Source organism: Micrococcus sp. KRD096, from assembly GCF_017168495.1.
Classification (GTDB): domain Bacteria; phylum Actinomycetota; class Actinomycetes; order Actinomycetales; family Micrococcaceae; genus Micrococcus; species Micrococcus luteus.
Window position 1 is genome coordinate 103,903 of sequence record NZ_JABFAY010000017.1, and the last position, 16,484, is coordinate 120,386.

The 16,484-nt window shown below is 73.5% G+C and carries 16 protein-coding genes and 1 tRNA gene; 6 read left to right on the forward strand and 11 right to left on the reverse strand.

The window, feature by feature from the left end:
- Positions 1-630, forward strand: a 630-nt coding sequence (locus J1M41_RS08325) for a rhomboid family intramembrane serine protease (protein ID WP_206451546.1), incomplete at its 5' end; no start/stop codon positions are given.
- Here the strand turns inward: J1M41_RS08325 and J1M41_RS08330 are convergent.
- The gene (locus tag J1M41_RS08330) at positions 609-1,382 is read right to left on the reverse strand and encodes an isoprenyl transferase (protein ID WP_206451547.1); all 774 of its coding nucleotides are present in this window, start codon (positions 1,380-1,382) and stop codon (positions 609-611) included. The two genes, J1M41_RS08325 and J1M41_RS08330, sit on opposite strands and share 22 nt — an antisense overlap.
- A gap of 105 nt (positions 1,383-1,487) precedes the next feature.
- Here J1M41_RS08330 and J1M41_RS08335 point away from each other — a divergent pair, with 105 nt between their 5' ends.
- The gene (locus J1M41_RS08335) at positions 1,488-2,207 is read left to right on the forward strand and encodes a hemolysin III family protein (protein WP_155933609.1); all 720 of its coding nucleotides are present in this window, start codon (positions 1,488-1,490) and stop codon (positions 2,205-2,207) included.
- Positions 2,208-2,360: 153 nt separating this feature from the next.
- Here J1M41_RS08335 and J1M41_RS08340 read toward each other — a convergent pair whose 3' ends face one another.
- Both J1M41_RS08340 and mca read right to left on the reverse strand, forming a co-directional pair.
- Complete coding sequence (locus J1M41_RS08340) at positions 2,361-2,765, reverse strand: hypothetical protein (RefSeq protein WP_095695399.1); 405 nt, start codon at positions 2,763-2,765, stop codon at positions 2,361-2,363.
- A 48-nt stretch (positions 2,766-2,813) separates the two neighbouring features.
- On the reverse strand, positions 2,814-3,806 hold the full coding sequence (mca, locus tag J1M41_RS08345; protein ID WP_010079320.1) for a mycothiol conjugate amidase Mca: 993 nt from the start codon (positions 3,804-3,806) through the stop codon (positions 2,814-2,816).
- 105 nt (positions 3,807-3,911) lie between these two features.
- Here mca and J1M41_RS08350 point away from each other — a divergent pair, with 105 nt between their 5' ends.
- From J1M41_RS08350 to J1M41_RS08360, 3 genes are all read left to right on the forward strand, one after another.
- Positions 3,912-4,358, forward strand: a complete 447-nt coding sequence (locus J1M41_RS08350; protein ID WP_036316331.1) for a DUF4307 domain-containing protein — start codon at positions 3,912-3,914, stop codon at positions 4,356-4,358.
- 257 nt (positions 4,359-4,615) lie between these two features.
- Entirely contained in the window at positions 4,616-5,110 is a 495-nt protein-coding gene (gene greA / locus J1M41_RS08355) for a transcription elongation factor GreA (RefSeq protein ID WP_002856531.1), read from the forward strand.
- 137 nt (positions 5,111-5,247) lie between these two features.
- Complete coding sequence (locus tag J1M41_RS08360) at positions 5,248-6,060, forward strand: SURF1 family protein (RefSeq protein WP_342214091.1); 813 nt, start codon at positions 5,248-5,250, stop codon at positions 6,058-6,060.
- Positions 6,061-6,090: 30 nt separating this feature from the next.
- On the opposite strand, the gene abc-f is transcribed toward J1M41_RS08360, so the two are convergent.
- The gene (gene abc-f, locus J1M41_RS08365) at positions 6,091-7,689 is read right to left on the reverse strand and encodes a ribosomal protection-like ABC-F family protein (protein ID WP_192593289.1); all 1,599 of its coding nucleotides are present in this window, start codon (positions 7,687-7,689) and stop codon (positions 6,091-6,093) included.
- Between the two features lie 122 nt (positions 7,690-7,811).
- Between abc-f and J1M41_RS08370 the strand changes: the two genes are divergently transcribed.
- Entirely contained in the window at positions 7,812-8,450 is a 639-nt protein-coding gene (locus J1M41_RS08370; RefSeq protein WP_206451548.1) for a GPP34 family phosphoprotein, read from the forward strand.
- A gap of 10 nt (positions 8,451-8,460) precedes the next feature.
- Here the strand turns inward: J1M41_RS08370 and ilvA are convergent, their stop codons facing one another.
- From ilvA to J1M41_RS12265, 7 genes are all read right to left on the reverse strand, one after another.
- Entirely contained in the window at positions 8,461-9,792 is a 1,332-nt protein-coding gene (ilvA, locus tag J1M41_RS08375) for a threonine ammonia-lyase (protein WP_206451549.1), read from the reverse strand.
- Positions 9,792-11,009: an AI-2E family transporter gene (locus J1M41_RS08380; RefSeq protein ID WP_049147428.1), complete on the reverse strand. Its 1,218-nt coding sequence runs from the start codon at positions 11,007-11,009 to the stop codon at positions 9,792-9,794. The genes ilvA and J1M41_RS08380 overlap by 1 nt, the downstream gene beginning before the upstream one ends.
- Positions 11,006-11,977, reverse strand: coding sequence for an aldose 1-epimerase family protein (locus tag J1M41_RS08385; RefSeq protein WP_158184675.1), 972 nt, complete (start codon positions 11,975-11,977; stop codon positions 11,006-11,008). The genes J1M41_RS08380 and J1M41_RS08385 overlap by 4 nt, the downstream gene beginning before the upstream one ends.
- A gap of 121 nt (positions 11,978-12,098) precedes the next feature.
- Positions 12,099-12,974: a Bax inhibitor-1/YccA family protein gene (locus J1M41_RS08390; RefSeq protein ID WP_206451550.1), complete on the reverse strand. Its 876-nt coding sequence runs from the start codon at positions 12,972-12,974 to the stop codon at positions 12,099-12,101.
- A gap of 184 nt (positions 12,975-13,158) precedes the next feature.
- A tRNA-Leu gene (locus J1M41_RS08395) sits at positions 13,159-13,235 on the reverse strand.
- A 91-nt stretch (positions 13,236-13,326) separates the two neighbouring features.
- A complete protein-coding gene (locus J1M41_RS08400; protein ID WP_206451551.1) occupies positions 13,327-14,742 on the reverse strand; it encodes an NAD(P)/FAD-dependent oxidoreductase in 1,416 nt (471 codons plus the stop codon).
- A gap of 53 nt (positions 14,743-14,795) precedes the next feature.
- Positions 14,796-16,484, reverse strand: a 1,689-nt coding sequence (locus tag J1M41_RS12265; RefSeq protein ID WP_342214092.1) for a DUF501 domain-containing protein, incomplete at its 5' end; no start/stop codon positions are given.

Here is a 16,484-nt window from a genome sequence, read left to right on the forward strand (position 1 = left end):
TCCCCCGGCCTGCCCGATCTGCCGGGCGGCCCGGCCCCCGCCCCGACCCTGGCCGAGCGCGCCGGGGGCCGCCTGCTGGGCGCCGTCGCGCCCACCGCCGTGCTGATCGCGGCCATGTGGGTCGCGCAGGTCGTGCTGATCTTCCTCGGCCGGGTGATCATCCCCGGCGTGGGCCTGATCCCCCGACGCCTCGACGGCCTCGACGGAGTCCTGTTCTCCCCCGTGCTGCACGCCGGCTGGGCCCACCTGATCGGCAACACGACGGCGCTGGTCGTCCTCGGTCCGCTGGCCGCCCTGGTCTCGCGCCGGCCGGTGGCCCTGCTCGTCTGCGCCTGGCTGGGCTCGGGCCTGCTGACCTGGGTGATCGGCACCCCGGGCGTGCACATCGGCGCCTCCGGGATCGTGTACGCGCTGATCGCGTTCCTGATCGTCTACGGGGTCGCGGTGCGGCGGATCGGGGCGGTCGTCGTCTCCGTGCTCGTTGCCCTCACGCACCTGGGCTCGAGCCTGATCGGCCTGCTGCCGGCACCCGGCATCTCGTGGACCGGCCACCTGGCCGGGGCCGTCGTCGGGGTGCTGCTGGGCCTGTGGTGGGGCCGCGCCGACCGTCAGGTGCCGAACCGGCGCTGACGGCTGCCGTAGTCGCGCAGGGCACGCAGGAAGTCGACCTTGCGGAACGCGGGCCACATGGCCTCGCAGAAGTAGAACTCCGAGTAGGCGGACTGCCAGAGCAGGAACCCGGAGAGCCGCTGCTCCCCGGACGTGCGGATGACCAGGTCCGGGTCCGGCTGGCCGCGCGTGTAGAGCCGGTCCGCGATCTGCTCGACGGTGACGGACTCGGCCACCTCCGCCGCGCTGTGGCCCAGGGCGTGCTCGTCCCGCAGCAGCTCGCGCACGGCGTCGAGGATCTCCTGGCGGCCCCCGTAGCCCACGGCCACGTTCACGTGCACGCCGTCGTGGTCCTTGGTCTGTTCGGCCACCTCGGCGAGCCGTCGCGCCATGGGCTCGGGGAGCAGGTCCACCGCGCCGACCGGCTGCACGCAGACGGGGGCGCGGCCCTCGGCCGGCTGGGCGAGGCGCTCCGTCGTCGTCTGGATGATCTCCAGGAGCGGGGCGAGCTCCTCCGCCGGGCGCAGCAGGTTCTCGGTGGAGAGCATGTAGAGCGTGACCACGGGGATGCCGGCCTCGTCGCACCAGCCGATGAAGTCGAGGATGCGCTCGGCGCCCGCCTGGTGGCCCTGCTGCGTGGACGCCCCGAACGCGCGGGCCCAGCGACGGTTGCCGTCCACCAGCACGCCGATGTGCCGGGGCAGGCGCTCCGGGTCCAGGCCGCGCGCCAGCCGCCGTTCGTACAGGCGGTAGAAGGCCTCGGGTCGACCCACGGCGCGCTCCCCTCTCGGACGGTCCTGCGAGCCTCCAGGATACGCGCGCGGCACACAGCGACCATCCCGTGCCCCGGCCCCGGGCCGACCGACGACAATGGAGGCATGGACCCTGTGACCCCCCTCCGCGAGACCGACGCCGCCCGTCGCCTGCGCTGGCGCATCGAGCGCATCCGCGACCCCGACCATCCGCTGTACAAGCCCCGACTGCGCGGTTGGATCCACGCGGTCATGGCGCCGCTGACGCTGGCGGCCGGCATCGTGCTCATCGTGCTCGCGCCGACCGCGACGCTGCGGTGGGCCAGCGCGGTCTACACCGTGACGGGCCTGCTGCTGTTCGCGGTCTCGGCGACGTACCACCTGGTGCAGTGGAACGAGGTGGTCTCCCGTGTCCTCAAGCGGCTGGACCACACGAACATCATGCTGGTCATCGCCGGCACCTACACGCCGCTCTCCCTGGCCCTGCTGGCTCCGGACCGGGCGCGGGTGCTGCTCACCCTGGTGTGGGTGGGGGCCGTGGCCGGCGTCGCGTTCCGGGTGCTGTGGACGGACGCGCCGCGCTGGCTCTACACGCCGGTGTACGTGGCCCTCGGGCTGGCGGCGCTGCTCTACCTGGGCGACTTCTTCGCCGCGGATGCGGCGGCGGGGTGGCTGATCGTGGCCGGCGGCGTCGCGTACATCACGGGCGCGGTCTGCTACGCGCTGCAGGCCCCCACGATCCACCGCGAGTGGTTCGGCTTCCACGAGCTGTTCCACGCCTTCACGGTGGCCGGCTTCGTGTGCCACGCCGTCGCCATCTACCGGGCGGTGCTCGTCGTCGCCTGAGTGTGTCGGGGACGGGGGTCTGCGGCCCGCCGGGCAGCGCCGAGGCCCGCAGACGCGCCGCTACGGCATGGAGGTGGCGGCGCGTCTGCGGGCCTCAAGGGATCGGGCGTCGACTCACGGGCGGCTCCTGAGCGTGCGCGGGCCCGACGGCGGTCAGTCGCGTCCGGTGTCCGGGGCCTGGGGCTCCGGGGCCGGCTCCTGGAGGTAGCCGGGGTACTTCTCCTGCAGGCGGCGCAGCCGGTCCTCGGAGTCCGCGTCCAGGTGCTCGCCGCCCGCGCGCGCCTCGTCCGGCAGGTGCTGCTGATGGCGCTCCACGAGCATGGCCTCGGCCTCCGGGGAGCGCTGCTGGACGCGGCGCACCGAGCGGACCATGACGCGGAAGACGATGATCGCCATGACCACCATGAGCGCGGTGAACAGGAACCCCTCGATGCCGGGGGTGACCTCCGCCTCCTCGAGCCCGGGGCGCAGCGTCGGCTCCGGGACGGCGGGCACCGGCGCGGGGCTCGCGGCCGCGAGCGCGGTGAGGACGAGGGGAAGGCCAGACAGGGGTGTCACGCCGCCCCACTCTACCGGCCCCGGCCGCACGGCCCGAGCCGGGTCGGCTCAGCGCAGGCCGGCGAAGAGGTCGTGCTCCGGCAGCTCGGAGGGCACGCGCGAGTCGATCAGCGCGAAGTCCTCCCACGGCCAGGCGCGCCGCTGCAGATCATGGGGGGCGTCGAAGAACATGCCGTCGGGGTCGATCTGGGTGCGGTGCGCCCGCAGGGCGGCGTCGCGCTCGTCGAGGAAGCCGGTGACGTCCACCTGCGTGGTGACGTCGTGGTCCGCGGTGACCCACGGCGGGATGACCTCCGGGTCGGGCACGTCCTCCCCGGCTTCGCGGCGGCGCAGCACCTCGCGCATCGCGTCCATCGCGTCGAACATCATCAGGCGTCGGGCGAACGGCACGTCCTCGCCGTCGGCCTCGGCCACCGCGGCCATCGTGCGGAACTTCCGCGGGTTGAAGCCGCAGTCGTAGTAGACCTTCGAGACCTCCCAGGCGGGCCCGGCCTCGGGGTACTCGTCGGCGAGGCCCGCGGCCCGGTACGCCTCCATCGTCACGGCGTGGGCCTGCAGGTGGTCCGGGTGGGGGTAGCCGCCGACCTCGTCGTAGGAGATGAGCACGTGCGGGCGGAACCGGCGCACGAGCGAGATCAGCGGGGCCGCCGCATCCCGGAGCGGGATCTCGGCGAAGCAGTTCGCCGGGAGGGCCGGCAGCGGATCCCCCTCGGGCAGGCCCGAGTCGAGGAAGCCGAGCCAGGCGTGCCGGATGCCGAGGATGCGCGCGGCCTCCGCCATCTCCTCGCGGCGCACGGCCGCGATGTCCCGGTCGGCCCGGGTGGTGTCCCCGAACGACGGGTTGAGCAGGGTGCCGGCCTCGCCGCCGGTGCACGTGACGACCATGACCTCGGCCCCGGCCGCCGCGTAGGCGGCCATGGTGCCGGCCCCCTTCGAGGACTCGTCGTCCGGGTGGGCGTGCACCGCCATGAGGCGCAGCCCGGTGGAGGGCGGCAGGGCGGTGCCTGCGGCGGGCTGGGCCTGGGGGGTCTGATCGGTCACGGGGATCGCACACTCCTGTCCGCCGCCGCGGGGGCGACGGCGTGAGGGGGCTGGGCCGACGTCGTCATCGGCCTCCGGCGGCGGGCAGCGGCTAGGGTGGAGGGGATGTCCCACCACGCCCCCGCGGTCCGCGCGCAGGACCCCACATTAGCCAACCGGTACGGCACGAACCACACGCGTCCGGGCCGTCGTCGGCTGTGGGCGGGCCTCGGCGGGCTCGGGCTGGTCGTGGCCGTGCTGCTGTCCGTGTGGATCGGCCTGAACATGTCCGTGGGCGCCATCGAGTACAAGGACGTCGGCTTCACCATCGAGGACGACGGCCACGCGACCGTCACCTTCCAGGCCTCCGTCCCGGAGGGCGTGCAGGCCGAGTGCGATGTGCTCGTCACCGACTCCCACGCCGCCCCCGTCGGCTTCCGCACCGTCCGCCTGGAGACCCTGCCGGCCGACCGGCGGGACTCCCCCTCGGACGCGCAGCAGCGCTACACCGTGGACGTGCGCACCGTGGTGCGGGGCGACTCCGGCATCGTCGAGACCTGCCGCAAGGTCTGAGCCCTCTCGGCCGCTCCGCCCTCGGCGTAGCGGCCGCCTTTGGTGTGACGCACGCCGCCCGGATAGACTCGTCGGAGCATTCCCGCCCCGCCGGTGAGTCAGGCAGGCGTCGCACGGAGCCCTCGGGTCACGCGCGTCCTCCTGGTCGGCGGGGTCTTTCGCATGCGGGCGCGTCCGCCGGACGCGGATCGCGCACCGGATACGGTGCGCCGCGCCCCGGACTCCGCATCACCCGAGACAGAAAGGCGGAACAGAGCATGACCACCAGCCAGTCCGACGCCCCGTGGCTGACTCAGGAGGCGTACGACCGCCTCTCCAAGGAGCTCGAGCACATCTCCGGCCCCGGTCGCCAGGAGATCATCGAGCGCATCGAGGCCGCGCGCGATGAGGGCGACCTCAAGGAGAACGGCGGCTACCACGCCGCCCGCGAGGAGCAGTCCAAGAACGAGGGCCGCATCGCCGAGCTGAAGCACCTGCTCGAGACCGCCCGCGTCGGCGAGGCCGCCGAGAACGACGGCGCCGTGCACCCGGGCACCGTGGTGACCGCCGTCGTCGCCGGCGACGAGATGACGTTCCTCTTCGGCAACCGCGAGATCGCCGCGGACGACGAGTCGCTCGAGGTCTACTCCGAGCGCTCCCCGCTCGGCGAGGCCATCAACGGTGCCAAGAAGGGCGACAAGGTCTCCTACACCGCCCCGAACGGCAAGGACATCAAGGTCGAGGTCAAGGACGTCCAGCCCTACTCCGGCTGACCCTCCCCGGCCCCGACGACGGCCGCGGTCCCCTCGAGGGGACCGCGGCCGTCGTCGCCCCGACCGCCCGCGACGCCGAACGCCTGCCTCCCCTGCGCTTCGGCTTCCTCGCCACCGGCCCGTGGATCCTCGGCTTCGTGGTGTGCATCCTCTTCGCGTTCCTGTGCCACGCGCTCGCCCAGTGGCAGTGGGACCGCCGCGTGGAGGTCCAGCACCGCGTCAACCGCGTCCTGGAGAACTACGACGACGACCCGGTCCCGTTCGCCGAGGCCTCCCGGCTGTTCACCGCGTTCCAGACCGAGGACGAGTGGACGCCCGTGACACTGACCGGCGAGTACCTCGTCGACGAGACGCTCATCGTCCGCAACCGTCCCCGCGCCGGCCAGCCCGGCTACGAGGTGATCGTGCCGTTCCGGACGGACGAGGGCCCCGTCGTCGTGGTGGACCGCGGCTGGCTCCCGGTGGGCAACACCCCGGGTCAGCCGGACGCCGTGCCGGCCCCGCCCGCCGGCCACGCCGAGGTCGTGGTGCGGGTCAAGCCCGGGGAGCCGGCCCTGGACCGCGACGCCCCGGACGGCCAGGTGCCCTCGATCGACCTCACCGAGATCGCCGACACCGTGGGCGGGCCCGTGGCCGGGACGGCCTACGGGATCATGGTCACGGAGGACCCGGCGGTGGAGTCGATGCCGCAGAAGCTCGTCGAGCCCACCCTGGACGAGGGCCCGCACCTGTCCTACGCGATCCAGTGGTACCTGTTCGCGGCCATGGGCTTCGGGGTGTGGGGGTACTCCGCGTGGATGCGCGCGCGCAACGACCGGGCCGACGCCCTCGACGACGCCGCGGACGACGGGCTGCTCTCCGCGCACCGGGTCCCCCGCGCCAAGCCGGCCCGGCGGCGGCGCGACGGGCGGCTCACGGACGAGGAGGCCGAGGACGCGCTCTTCGACTGAGCCGGCCCTCCGCCTCGGCGGCCCGCGGACTCAGGCGAGGGTGATGAGGTCCCTGTAGTCGTCGTTCCAGAGGTCCTCGACCCCGTCCGGCAGCAGCACCACGCGCTCGGGGTCGAGCGCCTCGACGGCGCCCTCGTCGTGGGTCACGAGCACCACGGCGCCCTCGTACTGGCGCAGTGCGTGGAGGATCTCCTCACGGCTGGCGGGGTCGAGGTTGTTCGTGGGCTCGTCCAGCAGCAGCACGTTCGCGCTCGAGGCCACGAGCGTGGCCAGCGCCAGGCGGGTCTTCTCGCCGCCGGAGAGGACGCGGGCGGGCTTGTCGACGTCGTCGCCCTGGAAGAGGAACGAGCCGAGCAGCGTGCGCGCCTGGGTGTCGCCGAGCTGCGGGGCGGCGTGGCGCATGTTGTCCAGGACGGACGCGTCCTGGTCCAGGGTGTCGTGCTCCTGGGCGAAGTAGCCCAGCTTGAGCCCGTGGCCCGCCTGCACCTCCCCGGTGTCCGGGGTCTCCTCCCCGGCGAGCATGCGCAGCAGCGTCGTCTTGCCGGCGCCGTTGTAGCCCAGGATCACCACGCGCGAGCCGCGGTCGATCGCCAGGTCCACTCCCGTGAAGATCTCGAGCGAGCCGTAGGACTTGGAGAGGTTCTCGGCGCGCAGCGGCGTCTTGCCGGAGGCCTGCGGGGTGGGGAAGCGGATCGCGGCCACGCGATCGACCGCGCGCTCGCCCTCGACGCCGCGCATGAGCCGCTCGGCGCGCTTGATCATGTTCTGCGCGGCGGTGGCCTTGGTCGCCTTGGCACGCATCTTCTCGGCCTGGGCCATGAGGGCCGAGGCCTTCTTCTCCGCGTTGGCGAACTCCCGGCGGCGGCGCGCCTCGTCCTGCTGGCGCTGGGCGAGGTAGTTCTTCCACGTCATGTTGTAGACGTCCATGGTCTGCCGGTTCGCGTCCAGGTAGAGGACCTTGTTCACGGTCATCTCCATGAGCTCGACGTCGTGCGAGATCATCAGGAGGCCGCCGGAGTAGGTCTTCAGGTAGTCGCGCAGCCACACGATCGAGTCGTGGTCGAGGTGGTTGGTGGGCTCGTCCAGCAGCAGGATGTCCGCGTCGGAGAAGAGGATGCGGGCGAGCTCCACGCGGCGGCGCTGGCCGCCGGAGAGGGTGTGCAGCGGCTGGTCCAGGACGCGGTCCGGCAGGCCGAGGTTGGACGTGATCCGGGCGGCCTCGGACTCGGCCGCGTAGCCGCCGCGGGCCCCGAACTCCGCCTCCAGGCGGGAGTAGCGGTTCATCGCCCGCTCCCGCTCGGCGTCGTCGACGGCGGCCATGCCGGCCTCGGCCTCCCGCATGCGGCGGATCGTCTGGTCCAGGTCGCGGGCGGAGAGGATGCGGTCGCGGCCGGACTGGTCCATGTCCTCGACCTTGGGGTCCTGGGGCAGGTAGCCGATGCGCCCGGTCCGGGTCACGGTGCCCGCCGTGGGCTGCCCGCCGCCGGCCAGGACCTTGGTCAGCGTCGTCTTGCCGGCGCCGTTGCGCCCCACGAGGCCGACCTTGTCCCCCTTGTCCACGCGGAAGTTCACCTCGTCCATGAGGAGACGGGCGCCCACGCGCAGTTCGACATCGGTGACGGTCAGCATGGGGGTGTCAGACTCCAGGGGTCGAGGGAAGGACAGGGGTGCACCGGCGGGGTCCGGCCGATCTCGACGGGCGGGGGCCAGCGCGGTGCCGGGCCAGTCTAGTCCGTCTACACTCTGGCCCCATGCTGACCGTCGAGAAGGCGCACCTGTTGCTCACCCGCGAGGACGGGCGCTCCGAGAGCCCCTCCCACCATCGCGTGGCCCTCGCGGCCGCCGCGCTGGCCGACCACCGCTCCGCCGGGATCGTGACGCTCGAGGACGTCCCCGTGGACCGGGCCCGCGTGCTCGTGACCGCGGCCGGCACCACCGGCGACCCCGTCCTGGACTCCTCCCTCGGACAGGTCGACGCCCTGGCCGGTCGACCGCTCGTGTCCACCGTGGCGGCCGGCAAGCCGGATCTGCGCAAGGCCGTCGTCGCCCATCTGACCGAGACCGGCCGCCTCACCGAGCGCAAGGCCTTCCTGGCCACCCGGCACGTCCCCCGGGGCACCGAGCGCACCGAGCTGCTGGCGCACCTGACCGCCGTGGTCCTCGACGAGGCCGAGCCCGCCGACGAGGACGTGCTCCTGCTCGGCGTGCTGCAGCACCTCAACCTCGCCCGACGCCTCCTGCCGGGCGCCCACGAGCGCTACGACCGCCGCGAGATGGTCCGCCGCATCGAGACGCTGACGCGCGAGGACCTCCTGGTCCAGGCCGTGCGCCGCGCGGTGGGCGGGACCTGTGGCACCGTCACCGCGGCCGCCGCCGGCTCCGTGGCCTGAGCCGGCCCGGTCAGGGCAGCGGGGCCGGGCTGTAGCCGGCCGCGCGCAACGCCTCCAGCACCTGGGCGGAGTGCTCGGTGCCGCGGGTCTCCATGTCGATCGTGATGTGCACGCCGCCCATGGACAGCTCCGGGCCGACGCGGGTGTGGTCCACGCGCACCACGTTGGCGTCCGTGTCCGCGATGATCCGTGAGATCGTGGCCAGCTCGCCCGGGCGGTCCCGCAGCGGGATGCGCACGGTCATGTAGCGCCCCGCGGCCGACAGTCCGGCCTGGATGGACTTCAGCATGAGCATCGGATCGATGTTCCCGCCGGAGAGGATCACGGCGGTGGTGCCGAGCTCGAAGCCCAGGTCCGCCGTGCGGCCCGCCAGCAGGGCGGCCACCCCGACGGCGCCCGCCGGCTCCACGACGAGCTTGGAGCGCTCGAGGAGGTGGACGAGGGCCGCGGCGATCTCGTCGTCCGTGACGGTCACGACGGCGTCCACCAGCTCGGCGGCGATCCGCAGCGGCAGGGCCCCGGGCCTGCCGACGGCGATGCCGTCCGCGATGGTGGACACGCTCTCCAGCACCTGGACGCGGCCCTCCTCGAGGGAGCCGGGGAAGGCCGCGGCGGTGGCCGCCTGCACGCCGATGACGCGCACCGTGCGCCCCCGACGCCGGGCGGCCTCCTTGAGGGCCACGGCCGTGCCGGCGATGAGCCCCCCGCCGCCGATGCCCATGATCACGGTGTCCACGTCCGGCAGCACGTCGAGGATCTCGAGGCCGACGGTGCCCTGGCCCGCGATCACGGCCGGGTCGTCGAACGGCGGGATGAACACGGCACCGGTCTCCGTGGCCCACCGCTGCGCCTCGGCGAGGGACTCGTCCACGGTGGAGCCGTGCAGGACGACCTCGGCGCCGTGGTCCCGGGTGGCCTGCAGCTTGGGCAGGGCGACGCCGTGCGGCATGAAGATGCGGGCGCGGATGCCGAGCTTGGCGGCCGCGAGGGCGACGCCCTGGGCGTGGTTGCCGGCCGAGGCGGCCACGACGCCGCGGCCGCGCTCCTCCTCGCTCAGCTGCGCCATCCGCACGTAGGCGCCGCGGACCTTGAACGAGCCGGCCCGCTGCAGGTTCTCGCACTTCAGGTGCACGTCCGTGCCCACGGCCCGGGAGAGCGCCCGGGAGTGCTGCAGCGGGGAGCGCTCGGCGATCCCGCGCAGCGTCTCGCGCGCCCGCTCGATCTCCTCGAGGGTGACGGGCAGCGCCGCCGGGGCCGGCGGGCCGCCGGCGGGCCGCACCCACCGGGGCGACGGCGTCGGGACGGTCCGGTCCGGGGTGTCCGTGGCCTGCGTCGCGCCCATCAGGCGTCGTCCCCGTGCCGGGTGCCCGCGTCGGCCTCGGAGGCGAGGGCGGCGTCGTCGTGCGCCGAGGGGCGGTACCGGTGGGAGCCGGCCGTCTCGTCCTCCGCGCCGCCCGGTTCGAGGGCGTGGTCCGTCCGCTCCGTGAGCTCCTCGGGAGTGTCGGCGGTGAGGGCGCGGACGAAGCTGTTCACGAAGGCCAGCACCGGCACGGCGAACACGGCGCCCGCCAGACCGAGGACGGTGGAGCCGGCGGCGACGGCCAGGAACACGGCCAGCGGGTGCAGCGCGACGGCCTTGCCCATCACGAGCGGCTGCAGGACGTTCGACTCGATCTGCTGCACGAGCAGCACCACGCCCAGCATGAGCAGCGCGTTGACCAGGCCGTTGGACATCAGCGCCAGGAGCACCGCCATCGCGCCGGTCAGGGTGGCGCCGATCATCGGGATGAACGAGGCCAGGAACACGAGCACGGCCAGCGGGATGGCCAGCGGCACCCCCAGGATCAGGGCGCCGATGCCGATGCCGACGGCGTCGATGAACGCCACGAAGATCTGGACCCGCACGTAGGAGCCGAGCGACTGCCAGCCCGAGCGGCCCGCGCGGCCCACGGTGGCCCGGTGCGCCTTCGGCACGAAGATCAGCAGGAAGCGCCAGATGCGGTCGCCGTCGTAGAGGAAGAAGATCAGGGAGAACAGGGCGATGAACAGGCCCGCACCGATGTTGACGGCCGTGGAGCCGAACGAGACGGCGCTGTTCATGACCGTGGTGGAGTTGTCCCGCAGCGTCTGCCACAGGCCCTCCAGCCCGGCACCGGAACGGGGGATCTCCACGCCCACGCCGGCCAGCCAGGCGATCGCGTCGTCGACGGCCTGGCCCAGCTGGTCGCCCAGTTGGGCGAAGCCCTGGACGATCTGCTGACCGGCGAGCCCCATGAGGCCCACCACGACGACGACCAACAGCAGCACGCACAGCAGGGCGGCCGCGACGCCCGGCACCTTGATGCGCCGCATCGCCTGGAACACCGGGGCCAGCAGGGTGGCCAGCAGCGCGGCCACGAGGATCGGGATCACCACGAGGCTCACGAAGCCCAGCAGGTACACCACGACGCCGATGCCGATGACGACGGCCACCAGCCGCCAGGACCAGGCCGCGGCCACCGTCAGCCCGTAGGGCACGTCCTTGTTGATCTTGGTCTGGGCCGCCAGGGTCGAGCTCACGCGCGATCCTCCTCGTGTGGGTGGTCGGGGACATGGGGGGTCAGACCCCACTGGACGCTCCAGCGGGCGTGCGGGGCGAGCCGGTGCAGGCCCTCCCCCGAGTTCAGGGCGTCCGCGGGAGCGGTGAGCGGCTCCACCGCGAGCGCCGTGTCCCGGCCGGGCAGCCGGTCCGTGACGAAGACGTGGGTGTAGGCGAACGCGTGGTCGGACCACAGGGTCACGGCCCGGCCGTCCGCGGCGAGCAGGGTCTGGCGGTGGCGGCCGTCGGCGTCCGGGGTCAGGCCGGTGAGGCACACGTCCAGGGCGTCCTCGCCCACGGCCCGGCCGCGGCGGAAGTCCAGGTCCGTGCCGTCCACCGGCAGGGTCTCCACGGGGATGAGGTCCTCCCCCGTGCGGATCCAGGCGTCCGCGGGCACGCGCAGGCTCAGCTCCGCCGTCGGGACGTCCCCGATCCGCAGGAACGGGTGGGCGCCGACCGCCACGGGCACGGTGGCGTCCGTGTGGTTCTGCACCTCGGCGGTGACGGCGAGGCCGCCGTCCGCCTCGAGCTCGTACGTGACGCGGTGGGTGAGCCGGAACGGCCAGCCGTGCTGGGGGTGGATCTCACCGCGCAGGGTCACCGCGTGGGCGGAGAACGTCTCGGTGACGAAGTGGGTGTTGCGCAGCAGGCCGTGGCTGGCGTGGCCGCGCGCGGGTTCGGTGACGTCCAGGCGCTGCTCGACGCCGTCCAGGATCCAGCGGGCGCCGGCGACGCGGTTCGGCCACGGGCTCATCTGGATGCCGTTGGCGGCGGGCGGGACCACGTCCTGGCCGTACGGCTCGGTCAGGTCCACGCCGGCCACGCGGTACCGGCGCAGGGCACCGGCCAGGCCGACGACGACGGCCTCCGCGGACCCGCGGTGCAGGCGGTGCTGGGTGCCGGTGGCGTCCGGAGCCCCGAAGGCGGGCAGGTCGCTGGTCTCGGTCACGGGACCTCCTGAGTGGCGGCGAGGGACCCCCTCAATCTACGCCCTCGCGGACGCAGACCGCCCCGGCCCCGTGCAGGACCGGGGCGGCGGTGCGGGTCTCCGTGCGGGGACGGGGCGCCGGTCAGTCGTTGCCGCGCAGGATGGCGACGATGCGCAGGATCTCGATGTACAGCCAGATCAGGGTCACGGTCAGGCCGAAGGCCACGGACCAGGAGTACTTCTGCGGGGCGCCGTTCTTCACGCCCACGGCGGCCATCTCGAAGTCCATCGTCAGCGAGTACGCGGCGAGCAGCACGGCGATCGCGCCGATGATCAGGCCCAGGCCGCCCTCACGCATGTTGCCGATGCCGGTCCAGGTGAGGACCAGGTTGACGAGCATGAAGACGAGGTAGCCGATCATGGCGCCCATGACGATCTTCGTCATGCGCGGGGTCGGGCGGAACTTGCCCGAGGTGTAGAGCGCCAGCATCACCGCGAACACGGAGACGGTGCCGAGCACGGCCTGCACCACGATGCCCGGGTAGGCGCCCTCGAAGAACGCCGAGATGCCGCCCAGGAACAGGCCCTGCGCCACGGCGTAGGCCATGATCAGCACGGGCGAGGGCTCGCGCTTGAACGCGTTGACCAGGCCCAGCACGAGGCCGGCGATCGCGCCGATGATCATCAGGCCCGGCGAGAACCAGCCCACGGCGCCCGCCACCACGACGAGCACGAGCATCAGGCCGGTCTTGCCGACGACGTCGTTGAAGGTCATCCGGCCGGTCTGCTCCGGGCCGGCGGAGGGCGCGCGGAAGGCGTCCTCCATGGACTGCTGGTGCGCGTACTGCTGGGCCGCCTGGCCGGCGCCGAACGCCTGGGCCTGGCCGTACGGGCTCTGCTGCTGGCCGTACGGGGACTGCGCGGACTGCTGCCCGCCCTGGTACCAACCGGGCTGCGCCTGTCCGCCGCCCTGCATCTGCTGCTGGAAGTTCTGAGAGTTCATGACCGGATTCGCCACGGCTCACTCCTTCGGGTCGAGTCGGCCCGGTCGCACGCCGCCGCAGTGAGCAGCGCTCGTGCCCCGGGGTTCAGCACGATCCTATCGGGAGGTCTGTGTCCGCGCGCGGGGTCGGAGCGTGGATCCGCGCCGGTTCACCGGCTGTTCACGGTGGGCGCAGAAGCGAGGCGCGCGGGGAGACGCGTGGTGCCCCCGGCGGGACTCGAACCCGCAACACGCCGATTTTAAGTCGGCCGCCTCTGCCAGTTGGGCCACGGGGGCGTGGCGGGCCCGTGGACGCGGGCCCGGGTGCGGACGATGCCGGCCCCGCCCGATGCGCTCGGACGGGGCCGGCGGCCCGCTGGCTGCGGGATCAGCCCTTCGAGGACTCGAGGGCCCGCTGCCGCTCGAAGCGGCCGGGCTCGAGCTCGACGCCCGCGGCGCGGCGGAACGGGTTGAACGGGGTGTCCAGGCCCGCCACCGAGGTGGAGTCACGGCCGAACAGGGTCTCGGCGACCCAGCCGGACAGGATGCGGAAGCGCCGGTCCAGGGTGGGCATCGCGTAGGCGTGGTAGCCGCGGTGCGCCAGGAAGGCGGCGGGGCCGGAGATCTTCACGCCGAGCGGGTTGCCGACGCCCTTGAAGAAGCCCAGGCCGGCGACGGCGCCGAGCGACTTGTGCACGTACTCCTGCACCTCGCCCTCGCCGTGGCGGACGGCCATGTAGTTGGCGGCCAGCTGCTTGGCCTGACGGCCGGCGTGCTGGGCGTTCGGGACGCAGAACCCGCCGGGGCCCGCGCCGGTCAGGTCCGGGACGGCGCAGACGTCGCCGCAGCCCCAGGCGCCCTCGAGCACGCCGTCCTCCCCGTCCTTGACCTGGAGGGTGGGGGTGACCTCGATGCGGCCACGCTCCTCGACCGGGAAGTCGGTCTGCTTGGCGACGGCGTTGGCGGCCACGCCCGCGGTCCACACGAGGGTGTCGGCCCCGAACTTCTCCTTCTCGGACTTGTCCTTCATGTCCACGAGGGTCATGATCCCGTCCGTGGCGTCGCCCAGCGAGGTGTTGAGCAGGACCTCGATGCCGCGGTCCTTCAGGTGCTCCACCACGCCGACGGCCTGGTCCTCGCCGACCTCGGGCATGATGCGGCCCATCGCCTCGACGAGCACGATGCGGACCTCGGACTGGGACAGGCGCGGGTCACGGGCGACGGCGGTGCGGATGAGGTGCTCCATCTCGCCCACGGTCTCGATGCCGGCGAAGCCGCCGCCGACCACCACGAAGGTCAGGGCGCGACGACGGGCCTCGGCGTCCACCATGAGGGAGGCGGCGTCCAGACGCTCCAGGATCTGGTTGCGCAGCGTCACGGCCTCCTCCACGGTCTTCAGACCGATGCCGTGCTCGCCCAGGCCCTTGATCGGGAAGACGCGGGTGGTGGCGCCGGCGGTCATGGCGATGTCCTGGTAGGGCAGCTCGAACTCGTGGCCGTCCTCGCCGCGCACGGTGGCCACGCGGCGGGCGTGCTCCACCTTCACGACGGTGCCGCGCAGCACCTCGGCGTCCTTGAGATGCGTGGCGTGGTCCACGACGACGTTGCGCCCCTCGATGTGGCCGCCGACGACCTCGGGCAGGAACGGCTGGTACGTCATGTACGGCAGCGGGTCCACGACGGTCACGACGCCGCCGCGGTCCTTGACCTTGGTCTGCAGCTCCTTCGCGAGCTGGAAACCGGCGTAGCCGCCGCCGACGATCAGCAGGCGCGGCTTGGGAGACAGTTCAGGAGTGAGAGACATACCGCCAGTCTACGCACGCACGGGCCCGGCCCCTCCACTCTCCGCCGTCGTGGTCAGGACCGCAGCGAGAGCACGATCCCGTCCAGGATGTCGTGCTCGCTCGCCCAGGCCTCGGTGACGCCCGCGACCTCGGCCACCCGCTCCAGGACGGTGCTCCACAGCAGCGCGCCCGCGCCGATCACGTCCACCCGTCCCGGGTGCATGAACCCCCGCTCGGCGCGTTCGGCCCGGGTCGCCGCCACGAGGCCCTCCGCCGCCGCGCGGAACTCGGCGATCGGCAGGCGCGCACCGTGGATGGCCTCGGGCTCGTACGTGCTGAGCCCGAGGGCCTCGGCGGTCACGGTGGTCACCGAGCCGGCCACGCCGACCACGCGCGCCACGCGTTCCAGCGGCAGGCGGGCGGCGGCGTCGTCGAGGAGGCGGCGGGCGTCCGCGCGGGCCGCGGCGACCTCGTCCGACGTCGGGGGGTCGGAGCGCAGATGACGCTCGGTGAACCGCACGCAGCCCATGTCCAGGCTGACCGCGCCCACGACCTCGCCCGCAGGCGTGCCGACGACCAGCTCGGTGGAACCGCCGCCGAGGTCCACGACGAGCACGAGGTCCTCCGGGCCCAGGTCCGCGGTCTCGACGGCGGAGACGGCGCCCGCGAAGGACAGGGCGGCCTCCTCGGCGCCCGAGACGACCTCCGGCTCGACGCCGAGCCGCTCCCGGACGCCGTCGACGAACGCGGCCCGGTTGGAGACGTCCCGGCTGGCGGAGGTGGCCACGAACCGGACCCGGCCGGCGTGGTGGCGCTGGACCAGGCGGGCGTACTCGTCCACCGCCGCGAAGGTGCGCTCCAGCGCGGCGTCGGAGAACGCGCCGGTGGCGTCCACGCCCTCGCCCAGGCGCACCACGCGCATCTCGCGCACGACGTCGGCCAGCGGCGCCGTCGGGTCGGCCACGGCGCCGGTGGTCTCATCCGTCCCGGCCGGCCGGGAGATCAGCAGGCGGATGGAGTTCGTGCCGCAGTCCACGCCGGCCACCGTGACCTCCTTGAGCGCGGCGACGCGTTCGAGGTGCCTCACGTGCCGGGACAGGTCCTTCGTGGGCACCGCCGCGGCCTCGTCCCACGCGCCCTCGCACGCGCAGACCTCGGGCGTCCACCACGGGGCCACCAGGGCGATCGCCTCGTCACCGAGCGGGTTCACCCCCGGCCCGGCCGCGAGCGCGTGGCCCACGAGGGCGTGCAGGCACTTCACGCGCTCGGGCATGCCGCCGGCCGAGACCCCGGCGATCTCCGGGACGGGCCCCGTGCCGGCCTCGGCCCCGACCCGGTCCCGCTCGGCGATGTAGGCCTCGTGCGCCGCGCGGTGCGCGGCCGCGAGCGCGGGATCCTGGGCGAGGCGGTCGTTCATGCGCGCCATCTCCCCGTCCGCCTCCACGCGCGAGACCGCCGCCGTCAGCACGGGGTGCGTCAGGTAGAAGGTCGTGGGGAACGGGATGCCGTTGGAGAGCCGCGGCGCGGTGGTGGCCACGAGGGGGTTGCCGCACACGCAGCGGGCACCGATCTCCACGACGTCCCGGACCGGGCGGCCGAGCTGGCGGGACAGGGTGTCCAGGTCCTGCTCGGTGACGGTGCGGTCCTGGGCGGGGCGGGGGCTGACGGTCATGGTGTCCTCGGGCCACACGGCCAAGTCGGTGCGCGGTGTGGGCTGGTGCAGCATGGTCAGGCTGGCCCCGCGCATCCACAGGGCCTGCGC